The sequence below is a fragment of the Sulfitobacter sediminilitoris genome (assembly GCF_010667575.1).
Taxonomy (GTDB): Bacteria; Pseudomonadota; Alphaproteobacteria; order Rhodobacterales; family Rhodobacteraceae; genus Sulfitobacter; species Sulfitobacter sediminilitoris.
Window position 1 is genome coordinate 155,753 of the sequence record NZ_JAABNT010000011.1, and the last position, 14,462, is coordinate 170,214.

Below are 14,462 nucleotides of genomic sequence, written 5' to 3' on the forward strand. Positions count from 1 at the left end.
TGGTCTCTCCCTTCCTCTTCTCCATTACTTATACCTATTACCCAGAGGTGACAGCCCGCCAGAGTGCCCCGGCTGCTGCACCTCCTTGACCTCCCCCGCTCCGATGAAAAAAGCGAAGTGGCTCCCCCCCGACCAGCCGCAGCCAGTCGAGGGTCGCCTTCCGGGAGGTGGACCTGTCCACCGTGCGGGTAAACTGTCTGGCGGCCGCTCACCTCAGGTCCGAAACAGCGGGGGCATTTTTGGGGGCATTTCTGACCCGAGACGCCCCTCAGAGGCCCGTACCCATCATGTAAGAAAGAAGTGGCTGGGATGGTAGGAGACCTTGTCGCCCCCTGATCTCTATCAACTCCCCCGGCTGGCCAGCGAAACTGGGGCGGAAAGTGGGGCAGAACGGGTGTTACGGGTGACGCTGATCAGGCCCAACCTACTGTACCCAGTTGATTAACATCCTTGCCGCCCCCCGCTCTCAGACCGTCAGCGTGTCTTCCGGGGCGACTTCCCAGTTGCCAGAGGCCTCCTCGCCACCGCACCACCCTCTCGCCCCCTTGAGCCCTCCGCCAATACTGCTCGCTGAGAGCTCCCCCCTCGTTTCGGTTGCAGGAGAGACCTAGTCAGGCAAAAAGAAAGCGAAGTGCTGCACCCCCGGCCAGCACCCGCCAGCCGAGGGTCACCCGCTCCCACTTCACCGAAACCGCTACTCTCCCCACACCCAGTTCCAGCCTCCCCGCACAGCGTCAGAGACAGACCTGCCAGCATCGCTAGCAGTCTCTCCAGCCCGCCCCAGAGCGTCTCCGGCAGACTCCAGCCCAGACGCCCACGCTCCCCCGAAGTCCACCTCCGGGAGCTCAGGGACGTACTGCTTGGCTCCCTCCCAGACTTCTCCGGGAGCCGAGCGGACCTTGGCCATCACCTCCTCCCGGGTGGGAGGAATAGTGCCGCAGACTCTCTGCTGCTCGTCGGACTCTTTCGCACTGGGGTTCAGGGCGACTTCGAGCTCCCGGAGGTCCTTCAGGTTATCGCAGCCGTCCTTCAGCTCGTAGCCGGTGACCGCGACACCGACTCCGACCCCCACAAAGGGGATACTGCTGGCGAACAGAGAGGACACGTTTCGGCTCGCAGCGATAGTGGTCCGCTTGGACAGCCTGCCAACCGTGTCGCTCACGGCTGCGCTAAGCGGCTTTTGGGCTCCTCGATACCTCACGGAAGGGTTGCGGGCCTTGGCGGTAAGGGTTGTTATTCTCCTATCCTTCAGTGAGACTTTTTTGGTGAGCTGATTTATCTTCTTATCTCGAACATCAAGGTCGGAGGACAGAGTGGTGACTTTAGTCTTCGTTCTTTTGAGCTCCCGATCAAGATCAGCATTTTTGGCCTGGAGCGACGAGACCACGGATCGAGCGCCGGTAACTGCGCTGTAGGCCGACGAAACCAAGGTAGCGACGGCGCTGAATGCTACGGTCGCGACATTCAGGCTGAGTGAAAGGGCGAGGCACAAGGCCAGAACTAACGTTCCAAGGCGTTTCATTTTGATCTCCGGTTACGATCATTAGCAATGTGGTTTTCTCAATTGCAACTATGATCTGATTCAGTCTGCATTGCCCGCGTAGTTTTGAGGCGTGGGTAGGGACTGCTTGTTTGCCGATCAAAAGGCTGCATTTCTTTCTACCTAAAGAGCTAGAAATCGCAGCTGAGTTGGGCAAAGTTAAAAAGGGGCCGGGGGACAGCAGGGCTCTCCCAAGAGGCATTGGCATTCGATTGTGGTTCCTCCGAGCCAACGTAAGAGAGGTTAAGAAGGAAGCGAAACCGACCAGAGCAGCAAGCTGCTAGGGAAGCTGGCCGAACCTCTAGAGTGCGGCCCTGCCAACTGCCTTAAGAAACCAGCTAAGGTCGGCTTAGAGCCCAAACTACCGAATGCTGCACTCGGCACAAACTGATAGAATGCCGACAATGCGGTCATCCGACGGAATGACTCAGATGTCCGGTCTTCTTCCGAAATATGCGTATTCAGTTCGGACCAAGCCCACATAGAGCGTCCATCGCCCAAAGGGACCCGAAGAAGGAAAAAGTAGTGCCTCACACGAAGGTTGGGGCTGAATAGGAGGTCCATTCATGCTTACCGATCCAATCCAATGGGCGCAAATTCGGCGTCGGGTTCTTGTCGAAGGAAAATCGATCAGAGGAGTGGCCAAATCTGAGGGATTGAGCCGCAATACTGTCCGAAAGGTACTGCGACACGATCTGCCTGTCCGGTTTTCACGTAGGCCACGGGAGAGCGCGACTACCGAATATGAGCAATTGATCTACTCAATGCTCGCAGAAAATGAAACCCTTCCGCAGTGCGAACGCAGAAGTATGGCCTCGATCTATCGGAACATTCGAGATCATCATGGATACGGTGGGAGTTACGACTGTGTCCGTAGACATTGCCGAGCCGTGCAAATTCCCCAAGTAAGTTTCGTGATTAGGCCGACTGGTAGCAAGGGGACAATTGATAGCCTGACAATCAAGAAGTCGCCCCGGATGTATCGGATTGATCCGCACGTACAGAGTGGATCGGCGAATGTGACTCTGCACCTACATCGGGACCGCCGGATGGAGCGCGCTAACGAAGTAGCAGATTGGATCGATCGACTCCGCGGAGACCGTCTGGAAAGGACTCCGGGTGGGCAGAAAGACGTCATCGATCATTTGATGCGAAAGGTCCACGATCCAAGTAGTCGGCAGCGCAACCGGGCCATATCGGTTCTTGCGCATGAACAAGGCTTTTCGATCAGACGGATCAGTTTGTGTCTAGGTATCAGTAGAAACACGTGCCGCCGCTACCTGAGGGCGTACCTCGATGGAGGTGTCGAACAACTCTTTGCCCCAATGAAGAGAGGTACCCGCATGGCAGAGAACGAAGAACTGAAGGCTGCGGTTTTTCGCGTGCTGCATCAGCCGCCACGAGACCACGCCATCAACCGAACATCTTGGATCATGCGCGACCTTCGGACCGTTCTTTCTCGACAAGGGTTTCCAGTCTCACATCAAGTCCTCCGCCAAATCATCCGGGGCGCTGGTTGGAAATGGCGCAAGGCGAGGATTGTCCTTACATCAACTGACCCCGAGTATCGCAAAAAACTCTCTATGGTTCAGAAGATTCTGGCGAACCTCGCATCGGATGAAGCCTTTTTTTCAATTGATGAGTTTGGCCCGCTAGCTGTGAAAATGAAACAGGGTTTAATGCTCGGTCCTCCAGGGCCACAGCGGGTTGTGCCACAATGGCAAAAATCAAAAGGATGCCTGATTGTCACTGCCGCTCTAGAGTTGAGCGCAAATCAGGTTACGCATTTCTATAGCAAGAAAAAGAACACGAAAGAAATGATCCGGATGTTGGAGCTGCTGATTGACAGGTACGCGGATCGACGAACACTTTTCCTGTCTTGGGACGCCGCGTCGTGGCATGTCTCGAAGAAACTGAAGCAAAGAATCAAAGAGCACAACGAGACCGCAGTCGGTGCCAATCTCCCTCGCGTCGAGATTGCACCGCTTCCTGCTGGCGCACAGTTTCTGAATGTCATTGAGTCCGTCTTTAGCGGAATGGCCCGATCTATTATCCACAATTCTGACTACCCGTCAGTGGAGGATACACGTGCTGCCATAGATCAGTACTTTTCTGATCGAAACCAACAGTTTCGCGAAAGCCCGAAGCGAGCCGGAAAACGTATCTGGGGAGAAGAACGAGTGCCCTCTACCTTTTGCGATAGCAACAATTGCAAGGACCCTCGGTGGCGATAGGAGAGGTCAAGACACTTCGCAGACCAGACATTGCCCGCCTGAGCTCAATGCCGGTGATGCGCAGGTAGCCACCGCCGCACTGGTTTCCGCGAACGGCGGGAAGGTCCGCTCAACTGCCATTGGATCAATTGAAGGTTTCCCGGCCAGCGCAATGCCAGCCGGGAAACTTGTCATCGGGGATAGCCCTTGTTGACGACGTAGTCAGCGAGCCACTGCCAGTAGTACTGGGCACTGATGAAGCCCTGATCCTGAGCGGCCACGTCCTCAGCCTCTGCCCGGGTCAGACCCCCATCGAACTCTGCAATGGCAGCACGTTCCTCGAAGGCTTCAATGTCAGGAGGAACCATCATGACGACGGCAACCTGATCTGGTCGATGATCGCCCGCTTCTGCTCATCGCTGATGCCAGCCGAGTAGATGCTGTAGGTGATCCCGTTCTCCGACCGGGCTGACTTGTGCCCGACCAGAGACGCTGTGAAGTGCTCAAGGACACCTGTCCGCTCACACTGGGTGATGAACCACTTCCGGGTGCTGTGGAACACCAGCCCGGGCCGCTCCATGTCCAGCCGCTTGCGCAACCGGGCGAACTGCTTCGTGACCTCATTGACGGTGAGATCAGGGAACAGAGGGCCTGACTTGGGCAGCTGATCCAGCAGGGTATACAGCTCAGTATGCACCGGCACCTGCCGCTCCGCTGCCTCAGTCTTCAACAGACGCAGGGCATTGGGCCTGACGTGGAAGAACCACCCAAGGTTGCCCTTGTCGACAAGGTCCTCCCTCATGAGCCCGACGGCCTCCCCTGATCGCATCCCTGACAGCAGACAGAGACGCAGAACGTGACCGATGTGGGGATCCTCCTGCTCCAGGAGCGCCCTGACCTCGTCGTCAGTCGGGACAGCGTAGGGGTGGTACCGGACCTTGGCTTCGAACCTGACGGAGTCGAAGGGGTTGGTCTCCAGCTCTCCCTCGTAGACACACCAGTCCAGCCAGTGCTTCACCTGTGACCAGATACGACGCTGGGTCCGCCCCGTGATCCTGCGGCTGTCTGCCGAGCGGGACCATGCGACAGAGGCATCAAGGGAGAGACCCCGGGTCTTCCTGGACTTGCCAAGGTAGGGGCTCAGTTGGGCGATCAGAGACAGGAATTCCCGCCCGTGATCCCGGGTCACCTCCGGAAGGGTCAGGCCCCCATACTTCGAGGCGAACAACTCGACCGAGTAGCGCACCGACTTGAAGCCCCCGGGGCGCAGTTCACGCTGGCGCAGCAGAAGGTACTGTCTGGCCGCCTCCTGGACAGTTGGTACTGTCTGAAGCTCCTCCAGATACCGGGCCGGCTCAGCGTGCTCCAGAGTGGCCCGGAGGCGTGCAAGAGCAACTTCCGATGGGGTCGCCCATCCAGAGGTCTCTCCTGTGGCACTCTGTGGCAGAGAGGCGGCCCCTGACAGGACCTGCTGCACGGTGTCATCATACCGCACGTTGACCTCAGCCGCCCGTTTCCGGGCCACCTTGGCGTCACTGGTCTTCAGCGACTGTTTCAGGGCTTGCTGCCCGAGGACAGCAGCCACTTCCTTGGGGTAGTTCCGACGATAGAGCCATGTCTGACCCTTGAGGTAGGCATAGCGAATGGGAGCAGAAGACATAGGTCCTCTCCTTTCATGTAGGTTTGATTGTGTTGGATTGGTGTGAGGTCAGCCGTCAGCGCGGCTGTGGACCCGAAGGATCAGGTCGAAGGCGGGTTCGCCGTAGACCCCCTCGAGGGGGCCTGAGAGGGAGTAGCCTGTGATGCAGTCATCATAGACCTCCCAGACCTGGAACAGGTGCTCGGGCCACTCGTCGAAGGCCTTGATGACCACGACGTCGTCTTCGTGCAGGTTGAAGGGGTCATCCATGCTCAGGCCCTCCGCAGCAGAAGGTCAGGCAGGACAGCCCCGAGAACCAACCCGAGAGGCACAGGCAAGGACACCGGGGTAAGCCAGGCAGGCAGGGCAGCCAGCACGATCAGTCCGACAGCCAGGACCTGTGGGACTTCCAGCGAGAGGCCGTAGCGCCGTCTCAGCGCCAGAGAGAGGGCCAGCCGAGAGCCGACCCCTACTGCGACAAGCAGCGGGAAGGTAGTGAACATCTATACATCTCCTGTGAAGGTTTACTTTGTATAGATGCCTGGGATTGCTCGGTTTAGTTCTCGCTCAGAGTGGGCGAAGGCGCTCCAAGATAGGCAATGTGCCACAATCAGACACACCCGCTATGGCAAGCCTGCCTTCGACCTGATCCTTCGGGTCCGCCAGATAAAGTCGCCCCCGTTGGTCAGCACGAAGACGTTTCATACAGTATTGACTCCTTCTTGCCCTTGCGGTGGTCGGTAGCTAAAGGAACCAAAGGTTGGTATTCCGAGGAAAACTAAAATGTCGAGTTATGTTGAAAGTTCGCTGATCAAAGATGAGCAAGTAGTTTACAAAGCTTATATAAGTAGTTGGTCACTTTCGCATTTGCTTGTTGCCGGACTGGTATTGCTCCCGTTTTACGGCATAGGACTTCTTTTTTGGGCTTCTGCAGCCATAAAATACTTCTCAACTGAGCTAGCCATAACCAATAGGCGTATCATCGCAAAGTTTGGGTTCATTCGTCGATCAACTATCGAGATTAACCTCCAGAAAGTTGAGAGCGTTCAGGTTGATCAAAGTATACTTGGCCGTCTCTTGAATTTTGGATCAATTGTTGTTTCTGGAGCAGGAAGCCCGCAAACTCCCGTTTTAGGGATATCTAACCCTTTGAAGTTCCGCCAGATATTCATGGAAACACAGGAAAATAAATAAACCCCTAGTGTTTGCCGCCTGACAGAAGATTCCCGATGTCGGCTCGATGTGCGATATGCGTGGGATGAGAGCGGGTGCCCCTGCAGGTTGATAGTGGTGTCCTGCACGTATGGGGGCCAGTGAGAGGCCCTCACAAGCCCCTGACAGCCGTCACTGTACTGTCTGCTACCATAACGGACAACACCACCAGAATGCCTACGCCACGCCCTGGCTCACGACGCACTACTGCCCTGTGTCGCCTAAACTGCCCCCTCGCTTCGCTCTCGCTACGGAATGCCCCCAAAACTGCCCCACTTTGCGGCGGTCTGTGGCTAAGTCGATGAAAGGTATCGAGGGGCAAGGTTTCCTACCATCCCAGCCACACACTCCTTACAGCACAGACGGTGCAGGTGTTCTTTGAGATAGCCGCGCGTTATCCGTGGGTTATGACGGTGGTATCTCTGCCCAGACTGTCAGTGCGCCGCGCAACCGCTCCAATATCCCCATGAGTCTGCAGATCGCATTTGCGCGGTAGCAGTGTCCGGTCGTGCGATGTCAGAGAGTCGCGATGAGGGCGCGCTGCTCTTGCCAGTCGCTTGGCAGAGAGTGTCGCTTGCACCAATCGGATGTAAATCCGAGAGGCTGGGTGCCTTCAAGAACCCTGTTCGTGATGTCGGGCGCGAGAAAGGCCAGTTCGATGATCTGTTGCACCCGGCGGGATGAGGTGCCGTATGCCTTGGCGATCTCTGACAACGTCTGGCCTGCTCTGATCAGCTCAAACCAGTGATGTGCTGTCGCGATGTTCTTGATCAGGGTGTCATCACGCTCCGGGGGATCTTCCGCAAAGATCAGCTTTGTCTCAACACCACGTTTGCGCAGCTGGAACGGCGTTGTGAGGGTCAGGTCATTTTCGGTGAGTTCCTCTTGCGCTTGCTCAGACAACTTACTGAGCTCTTCCGCATTTATCCGGATGCAAAGTTCGCCGGGGGCCAGATCAATGCGCTCCAGGAGCTCTAGGATTGGCTTGATGTCCTGAATTGTGCTGATCGCTTTGATCTTAGTTCTGGCCGTTGCAACTGCTGCAGCCGAAGCACCCTGAACCACGTTGCTGATGAACATCGGATTGTTGAGGTGCTGTTGCAGGAGATGTGCAACCTTTGTCTCCAGCTCTTGCGCTGGCAACCGCCAGCCATCCTTATTGGCTTCACCGCTGTTTTTGATGAGCCGGTGAGACACGTAGTACCGCAACCGCGCCCCTGCCTTGGTTTTCGAATGCGATGGCGTGAGCCGATCTCCCGTTTCATCAAAGAGTTTTCCGCAGAGCAGGGATTGCTGCTGTGTGGCCCTGCGCGCCCTGCCCTTCGTCGCGCCATTCTGCAGGGCCTCCTGGATGCGGTCCCAGCGGTCTGGATCAATGATCGCCTCATGCTGTCCCGCGTGCACCTCATTGCGGTGCCGGATCTTGCCCGCATAGATCGGGTTGGTGAGGATGTGATGGATATGCCCCCGATCAAACAGGCCGCCCCCGGTTTGCTTGCCAGCGCTCGTTTCACGTCGACGCGTGCGCAGGTGCAGCTGTTCAGCCTGTGCTTTCACCTCACGAACCGTGCCATGCTCTTCGTAGAGATCGTAGAGTTGTTCAATGATGGCTGCTTCTGGCGCATTGATGGTCAGCGTCCGCCCGGCTGGATCGTATCCCATGGGCACGCTGCCTCCCATCCAAAGACCCTTGCGCTTGGAGGCTGCGATCTTGTCGCGGATGCGTTCAGCCGTCACTTCCCGCTCGAACTGTGCAAATGAGAGCAACATGTTCAGTGTCAGCCGTCCCATGCTGGTTGCGGTGTTGAACGATTGGGTAACGGAGACAAATGAGGCTTGGGCCGCATCCAGGGTATCGACGATCTTGGAGAAGTCAGCAAGGGAGCGGGTCAAACGATCTATCTTGTAAACAACGATCTGATCGACACGTCCGTCCGCAATGTCCTGCAGCAACTGCTGGAGCGCCGGCCGTTCGAGCGATCCGCCTGACAACCCGCCGTCGTCATAGTGCTCAGGCAGCAGCACCCAGCCTTCGTGCTTCTGACTGGCGATATAGGCCGTACAGGCTTCGCGCTGCGCATCCAATGAGTTGAACTCTTGCTCCAGGCCATCCTCAGATGACTTGCGGGTGTAGATGGCACAGCGCAGCTTCTTCATGCCCGCTTTGCTTTGCTGTTCAGGCCGAAGAAGCGTGGGCCGGACCATGTGGCACCTGTGATGTGTTTGGCAATGGCCGAGAGCGACGACCATGTTTTGCCATCCATCTCAAACCCACTCTCTGTCACATGCACCTGATACGTTCGGCCATTCCAATCGCGTACGAGATGCGCACCTGCGCTCAGCTTTGCCGGGGCTATCTTGGCGACAGCTTCCCCCTTCGCAATCTGTCGCAGCACCCGACGCGTTGTCGCGGGTAGCCCGCCCTGCGCCTTGCACTGCTGTTCATAGTGGATCGCCTTTTGCATGAAGGGCACCGACAGGTATGCTGGCGGAGGCGATCCAAAGACCACCTCCCAGTGTTCCAGTGTGGCGGGACGTTCTGGGTTGGGATCACGCCCCATCTGCTGACACCGCTGCTGCTGTGTCGTTTTGCTCAGCTGGCGCAGACAAGATGCGGAACTTTGACATACCACCTTTGGCAGGCCTTTCCCCTGCCACCTCGTAGCCGGCTTTGCGCAGCCCGCTCATGGCTGCCCGCGTCGTGTGCTGCTGCCAGCCCAGCTTGTCACTCAGTGTCTTGATGTCAGCGCCGGATTTGGTTCCCAGCAGCTTGATCAGCTGCGCCTTCTTGGTCGTGCGGGTGGTGGCGCCAGGTTGGGTTCTTGATGTGGTCATATCTGTCTCCTCAGATGATCAGCGGAGAAATTCCGCTGCTACTGAGCAGAGCCCGGGCTAAGCGGGCGGCGCCTGCGAATGGGTCATGGCGTGCGGACAGTACCGCTCTGGTGGCCAGCGAAGTCCAGTCAGTTCAGCGGGGAAGCTGAAACTACCGCGATCAAGCGGCCGGAACGAGATACATGAAGGGCGGGGAGCGGTCGTTCGCTGCGAGATGCGCAAACGACCGATATGCGCAAAGATCAGCTATTGAGAACTCGCGTCGGAAGCCCAGCGCCACGTTTGACGCTGCTCCGGCGTAGATCTGTGCAACTATTGACTTTCTTAGCCCCCCAGATGACCGTGAGCCCGTGCTCAGGTGCCCCGGGCTAATTGAAACTCGGAGGACGTTTTTTGTGGGCCTTTTTCGATCGATGCGCCGACAATGCTCTTTAGGTCGTGTTGTGTGATTATCCTGCGTAGCTTGAGAAAGAAACGAAAGGTCTATTTTTCCGACGCTAACGTCAAAATGCTTGCAACCCTGCATCAAGAGCGCCTGTAAACGCGTGCGCTTCCGAGGAAATTTAGCGCTATGAAATTCATCGTTGTCCCAACCAAGTCAGACCATTCGCCCAAAGAAGGCATGGAGGTTGGCTACCTTTGGACAGACCAGTGGGACGACTGGTTCACCTACAACACGATGTACTATTTCACCTATTTCGACCGAGCTGGGCAAAAGCACGAAATAGGGTCGGTCAAAATTGGTCAATTCGACTGGGGTAATAAACAACGGCGCCCAGACCTTCCAGAGCAGTTCGAAGCGTTGTCTGACGAGTTCTTTTCGCTGGGCCAAGACATTGATTACTATAAGGCTTTGATGGGCCTACCTGAAGGTGAGCGTGTTGAGATCTTTCGCGCACTTCGCGATACCGCTTATGACGAAGAACTCTATGCGCGTGCAATCCAAGAAGACGTGATGACAGAATCGCTCATGCGATCTTCCGGGGCGCGCAAAACGGAGATCCAATACCGCGCCGTCATCAAGGAGGGCGTGGAGCTCACGCCCTTCAATTTCTCCTACCGCGCGGCCAAAACCCCGAAATCACTGACAGATCCTATCGAACTGAGCTTTGAAGTCGTACCCTACGCTTCGCCACCAACAAACATCCATGTGTTGATCGGACGAAACGGCGTCGGTAAGACGCGCATTCTCAATGGGATGACACGTGCGCTTGTAGACCCTACATCGACAAGACGACGTGACGGCGGTTTCTCATTCGAGGAGTCAGATTTTGACCTTTTAGGCGACAGCAGTGAAACGTTCGCTAACTTGGTCAGTGTAACTTTCAGTGCGTTCGATGATTTTCTTACCATCGGCGATACGCCTGACAAAAAGAAAGCAATCATCGGTTACACTAATGTCGGTTTGAAGAAACTGGTTGGCCGCAAGCAAGACAGGAAGATTATTACTCAAGATATCGCGCGACTAAGCGTAGATTTTGCCAATAGCGCCCTAATTTGCTCGCGTGGAATTCGGAGATCCCGGTGGAAGCGTGCACTCGAGACACTTGAGACCGACAGCCTCTTTGGCGAGATTGAGGTCGCCAACCTTGCAGACATCACGGACGAGGAAGAGTTTCTTGACGAGGCTCGGGCGCTATACCGGAAGCTTAGCTCGGGGCACAAGATTGTGCTGCTCACCATCACCAGACTTGTCGAATTAGTTGAGGAACGCACTCTGGTTTTGATGGACGAGCCCGAAGCTCATCTCCACCCGCCCCTTCTTTCGGCATTTGTCCGAGGACTGTCCGATCTGCTGACAAATCGGAACGGTGTAGCGATCATTGCGACCCATTCCCCGGTCGTAGTCCAGGAAGTCCCCTCCACCTGCGTTTGGAAAATATTAAGGCATGGTCTCTCGTCGAATGCGGAACGCCCGGAAATTCAAACGTTTGCCGAGACGGTTAGCATACTAACCCGCGAGATATTCGGGCTCGAGGTGGATCGCTCAGGCTTTCACCGCATGATCCGCGACATCGTTGGGCAGGAAGAAACTTTCGACGCCGTTATGGACCGTTTCGACGACGAAATCGGTGCTCAGGGGCAAGCGCTTATCCGTGCGATGTTACACCGGCGTGCGCCTGAGGATGATGGCTGATGTGGCGCGTAGAACGGCCCGATATCGATACGGGCGTGACTTTTGATCAATGCATAGGCGTCATTAGAAACCCCGGTTTGCGAGGCCGCATGAACGGCATCAGACAGGAGATCTTGGACCGATCCGCTCACTACGACGCCCTCGCTGAAGTTGAAGAACTGCATCTAATCATTGCCCACGAAGCGGGTGTCGGTGACGTTGCGGGGCTCGATCTCAAGAAAAACTACACCACTCGCATGGTGAGGAAAGGTGTTCCGGCGCGCCCCGTTTACGATGCCCTAATGATCCTTCCGACAAACAATAGATGCCCGTTCTGCTGTTATGGTCCGGTCGAAACTTTGGACCATTTATTGCCCAAGACACAATATCCGGCATTTGCAGTGAAGCCCACAAATCTTGTCGGGTGTTGCGACCGGTGCAACAGGCTGAAATCCGAGGCGGTGCCGACAGGTCCAGGAGACCTCTACCTTCACCCGTATTTTGATAATGTGGATCATGCGAACTGGTTAAAGGCCGAGTTGGTCCATTCGACGCCTGCCGTCGCAGAATTCTATGTCGACGCACCAGATGAACTGACCCCCGATCAGCTCTCGCGCATCAATACTCAATTTGAAGGACTTGGACTTGCGGGCCTCTACAGTGATGCCGCTGCAGACGAGATCGTTGACATTGCGGAGATGCTCGAAGAGCTGTTTGCGGAAGGCGGGGGAGACGCCGTGCAAGCGCATCTTGCCCGGCAGCACAGATCCCGCATTGCCGCCAGTCGAAACTCTTGGCGTTCAGCGCTCTACGAAGCGCTCTCTGGCTCTGACTGGTACTGTAATGGTGGCTTCCGCATAGCCCCATAATGGGCGACTGTCGGCTCGCGAGCTTTCTGCTATTACGCAGATACTGCCGCTTGCGGTCCTTTGCTGCACCGGTTGCCAATGGCGGCTCCGGGCCGAAAGTGTTGGCGTAGCCAAAAATCGCAGGTTTCCGCGGGAACCACTCATTCAGAAAATTAGATGATTTTTTAGGTCTGAGTGTGGTTTATGCCAATTCCATGGCAGCGGACGGGTGCACCGACATTTCGCAGAACCAAGCCTCCAAGGTCGTCTGCATCTTGATCGTCGCCCAGCACTTCGTCCGTCACCACAATAGCGTGGCCTGAGTGTCTGCCTTGGTCGCAGAGTCGCGCGGCGATGTTGGCGGCCTGGCCGATGACGGTGAAATCGAGCCGTTCTTTCGAGCCGACGTTACCGTATGTAACACGGCCAAATGCGACACCGACCGAACCTTCGCAATTCGGATGGCTGCGTAGTTCCTCCACTGTTTCGCGGGCCGAAGCCAGTGCCGTGGCACAGGCTGCCTTTGCGTCCTCTCCGGCGGGAAACACTGCCAAAATCGCATCACCGATAAACTTAAGCACTTCCCCGCCATGTTCATGCACCACGCTCGAAGTGGTTTCAAAGAAGTGGTTGAGCAGCTCCAGATAAGTGCCTCTGGACAGCTCTTCCTCCAAGCGCGTGGAATGACGCAAGTCGCAGAACATAATAGCTGCATCTATCTCATCACCGTCACCGCGCCGGATCTCACCTCCCAACACGCGCGCCCCGGCGCGTTTACCAACATATGTTTCCAGTAGTGATTGTGCGTTTTCGCGTTGCGTGAAGACTTCGAAAAAGCGTGAGATAACAAAGATACATTCAAAGATGAGACCGAGATTGGCAGTAGAAAAGCCGTCGGGGTGATCGCCAGTGACGGTCAGTACGTTGACGCGCCCGTCCGAAAACGGCAGCGGCATTGCGACGTAATCGGTTGCGCCTTGGTCGCGCAGGTCTTCCATGATCGGAAAGCTGTTTTCGGCATAGTCGGAGCCGAGCCGCTGGCGTACACCCCCAAGTCCGTCAGAAACGTGGCGGAGCGGCGAGTTCACAAAGGCTGGGTGGTCGTGGATTTCATAAGACGGGGCAAAAGTGGACACATCCGCTTTGGCATGGTCCCAGACATAGTTCTTGCCAGCGATAAGGGGGTGGAGAGACCAGATCATAATACTGATCCGTGTAACCTGTACGCCGTGTTCGCGCAGCTTCTCACCGAGTGCTTTGGTGAGTGCCTCAGGGGTCGGGATGAAGCCTGCTTCTCTCAGGAGCCAATCGATCATGGGTCCGGACGCAGACGCATACTTCGGCCTCTCAATAGGCCCTGCTTCAATTCGAATTTGGTCGGCAACACCTGGCATGAAAGCAAGATGGCCTTCGATGCGCGCGCTCTCGGGCAGCGCATTGGCGTAGGTCCATACCGCGTTGGGCACGGGGCCGCCAGGGAGGACGAGGTCGCGGTAGCGCGCTGTCCCCTTGAACGGGCAAAAAGTCTTGAGGTCGGTTAACTCTCCTAACGTTGCCACGACGTCTTCGGGTGGGAAATAGACGACCGGAGCGAGGCGCGTCTCAAACGCCACTCTAGCGTTTCGGCTTTTTGCGAGCAGGGTGTCACCGCGCATCGCGCGCACCTCACCGGGCAAGTCGACGACCTCAAGGGCATAACCCGAGGAGATGTTGCTGGGCTGAATGGTCATCGGTTGGCCTTTTTCGTATGTAGAGCGGCCTTACAAACATGGGCACGAAGAGAGCACTTGCCAAGAACCATCCAATCGAAGGCTTTGTGAAGGATCCAGTGGTGCGGTTTTTGTGACAGAGCAGATGCTGTCTGGTCGATCAATGTCCGCTTCCTCGAAGCTGCGTTGCAGCGACAATCGATGTCGCCAAAGTCGGCTCAGCGCCGGTTTCTCCCACAAACCTACCACAATGAAGTAGGCCTTAGCCCATCCGTGACTTCCCCTTCAACTTCAGCAAGAGCAAGCTCTTTCCAGTCACTCCTGATTTTACCTCCGGATACGCAATCTCC

At 56.3% G+C, this 14,462-nt stretch carries 14 protein-coding genes; 4 read left to right on the top strand and 10 right to left on the bottom strand.

The genetic code is table 11. The features are described 5' to 3' along the window. Window positions 1-694: 694 nt before the first annotated feature. Window positions 695-1,522 (bottom strand): hypothetical protein, encoded by an 828-nt coding sequence (locus GV827_RS16820; RefSeq protein ID WP_164354974.1) that lies wholly within the window; start codon window positions 1,520-1,522, stop codon window positions 695-697. Between the two features lie 1,166 nt (window positions 1,523-2,688). Between GV827_RS16820 and GV827_RS16825 the strand changes: the two genes are divergently transcribed. Continuing rightward, a complete protein-coding gene (locus GV827_RS16825; RefSeq protein WP_164354993.1) occupies window positions 2,689-3,774 on the top strand; it encodes an IS630 family transposase in 1,086 nt (361 codons plus the stop codon). A 170-nt stretch (window positions 3,775-3,944) separates the two neighbouring features. On the opposite strand, the gene GV827_RS16830 is transcribed toward GV827_RS16825, so the two are convergent. The 5 genes from GV827_RS16830 to GV827_RS16850 all read right to left on the bottom strand — a co-directional run bounded on the left by GV827_RS16830 (window position 3,945) and on the right by GV827_RS16850 (window position 6,097). Beyond that, entirely contained in the window at window positions 3,945-4,124 is a 180-nt protein-coding gene (locus GV827_RS16830) for a hypothetical protein (protein WP_164354975.1), read from the bottom strand. After that, a complete protein-coding gene (locus GV827_RS16835; RefSeq protein WP_164354976.1) occupies window positions 4,121-5,413 on the bottom strand; it encodes a DUF6538 domain-containing protein in 1,293 nt (430 codons plus the stop codon). The genes GV827_RS16830 and GV827_RS16835 overlap by 4 nt, the downstream gene beginning before the upstream one ends. 48 nt (window positions 5,414-5,461) lie before the next feature. Beyond that, a complete protein-coding gene (locus GV827_RS16840; protein ID WP_164354977.1) occupies window positions 5,462-5,662 on the bottom strand; it encodes a hypothetical protein in 201 nt (66 codons plus the stop codon). Window positions 5,663-5,664: 2 nt separating this feature from the next. Then, window positions 5,665-5,895, bottom strand: a complete 231-nt coding sequence (locus GV827_RS16845; protein WP_164354978.1) for a hypothetical protein — start codon at window positions 5,893-5,895, stop codon at window positions 5,665-5,667. 64 nt (window positions 5,896-5,959) lie between these two features. Beyond that, the gene (locus GV827_RS16850) at window positions 5,960-6,097 is read right to left on the bottom strand and encodes a hypothetical protein (protein ID WP_164354979.1); all 138 of its coding nucleotides are present in this window, start codon (window positions 6,095-6,097) and stop codon (window positions 5,960-5,962) included. 78 nt (window positions 6,098-6,175) lie between these two features. On the opposite strand from GV827_RS16850, the gene GV827_RS16855 reads away from it, so the two are divergent. Beyond that, a complete protein-coding gene (locus GV827_RS16855; RefSeq protein WP_164354980.1) occupies window positions 6,176-6,586 on the top strand; it encodes a PH domain-containing protein in 411 nt (136 codons plus the stop codon). Window positions 6,587-7,120: 534 nt separating this feature from the next. Here the strand turns inward: GV827_RS16855 and GV827_RS16860 are convergent. Genes GV827_RS16860 through GV827_RS16870 form a run of 3 tightly spaced genes read right to left on the bottom strand, consistent with a single transcriptional unit; the run spans window position 7,121 to window position 9,439 of the window. Then, a complete protein-coding gene (locus GV827_RS16860; RefSeq protein WP_164354981.1) occupies window positions 7,121-8,761 on the bottom strand; it encodes a recombinase family protein in 1,641 nt (546 codons plus the stop codon). Beyond that, window positions 8,758-9,165, bottom strand: a complete 408-nt coding sequence (locus GV827_RS16865) for a DUF2924 domain-containing protein (protein WP_164354982.1) — start codon at window positions 9,163-9,165, stop codon at window positions 8,758-8,760. The genes GV827_RS16860 and GV827_RS16865 overlap by 4 nt, the downstream gene beginning before the upstream one ends. Continuing rightward, a complete protein-coding gene (locus GV827_RS16870; RefSeq protein WP_164354983.1) occupies window positions 9,155-9,439 on the bottom strand; it encodes a DUF3489 domain-containing protein in 285 nt (94 codons plus the stop codon). Before GV827_RS16870 ends, GV827_RS16865 begins: the two co-directional genes overlap by 11 nt. Window positions 9,440-10,010: 571 nt before the next feature. On the opposite strand from GV827_RS16870, the gene GV827_RS16875 reads away from it, so the two are divergent. After that, window positions 10,011-11,576: an AAA family ATPase gene (locus tag GV827_RS16875; protein WP_204325940.1), complete on the top strand. Its 1,566-nt coding sequence runs from the start codon at window positions 10,011-10,013 to the stop codon at window positions 11,574-11,576. Further along, window positions 11,576-12,424 carry an HNH endonuclease gene (locus tag GV827_RS16880; protein WP_164354984.1) on the top strand — a complete coding sequence of 283 codons (849 nt, stop codon included), beginning with the start codon at window positions 11,576-11,578 and terminating at the stop codon, window positions 12,422-12,424. Before GV827_RS16875 ends, GV827_RS16880 begins: the two co-directional genes overlap by 1 nt. A gap of 164 nt (window positions 12,425-12,588) precedes the next feature. Here the strand turns inward: GV827_RS16880 and GV827_RS16885 are convergent, their stop codons facing one another. Continuing rightward, complete coding sequence (locus GV827_RS16885; protein ID WP_235930406.1) at window positions 12,589-14,058, bottom strand: DUF427 domain-containing protein; 1,470 nt, start codon at window positions 14,056-14,058, stop codon at window positions 12,589-12,591. Window positions 14,059-14,462 lie beyond the last annotated feature (404 nt).

Bases quoted from the DNA above. Each gene is read 5' to 3' on its own strand.
- GV827_RS16820 (WP_164354974.1), bottom strand. From the start codon at position 1,522: ATGAAACGCCTTGGAACGTTAGTTCTGGCCTTGTGCCTCGCCCTTTCA.
- GV827_RS16825 (WP_164354993.1), top strand. From the start codon at position 2,689: ATGCGAAAGGTCCACGATCCAAGTAGTCGGCAGCGCAACCGGGCCATA.
- GV827_RS16830 (WP_164354975.1), bottom strand. From the start codon at position 4,124: ATGATGGTTCCTCCTGACATTGAAGCCTTCGAGGAACGTGCTGCCATT.
- GV827_RS16835 (WP_164354976.1), bottom strand. From the start codon at position 5,413: ATGTCTTCTGCTCCCATTCGCTATGCCTACCTCAAGGGTCAGACATGG.
- GV827_RS16840 (WP_164354977.1), bottom strand. From the start codon at position 5,662: ATGGATGACCCCTTCAACCTGCACGAAGACGACGTCGTGGTCATCAAG.
- GV827_RS16845 (WP_164354978.1), bottom strand. From the start codon at position 5,895: ATGTTCACTACCTTCCCGCTGCTTGTCGCAGTAGGGGTCGGCTCTCGG.
- GV827_RS16850 (WP_164354979.1), bottom strand. From the start codon at position 6,097: ATGAAACGTCTTCGTGCTGACCAACGGGGGCGACTTTATCTGGCGGAC.
- GV827_RS16855 (WP_164354980.1), top strand. From the start codon at position 6,176: ATGTCGAGTTATGTTGAAAGTTCGCTGATCAAAGATGAGCAAGTAGTT.
- GV827_RS16860 (WP_164354981.1), bottom strand. From the start codon at position 8,761: ATGAAGAAGCTGCGCTGTGCCATCTACACCCGCAAGTCATCTGAGGAT.
- GV827_RS16865 (WP_164354982.1), bottom strand. From the start codon at position 9,165: ATGGGGCGTGATCCCAACCCAGAACGTCCCGCCACACTGGAACACTGG.
- GV827_RS16870 (WP_164354983.1), bottom strand. From the start codon at position 9,439: ATGACCACATCAAGAACCCAACCTGGCGCCACCACCCGCACGACCAAG.
- GV827_RS16875 (WP_204325940.1), top strand. From the start codon at position 10,011: ATGAAATTCATCGTTGTCCCAACCAAGTCAGACCATTCGCCCAAAGAA.
- GV827_RS16880 (WP_164354984.1), top strand. From the start codon at position 11,576: ATGTGGCGCGTAGAACGGCCCGATATCGATACGGGCGTGACTTTTGAT.
- GV827_RS16885 (WP_235930406.1), bottom strand. From the start codon at position 14,058: ATGCGCGGTGACACCCTGCTCGCAAAAAGCCGAAACGCTAGAGTGGCG.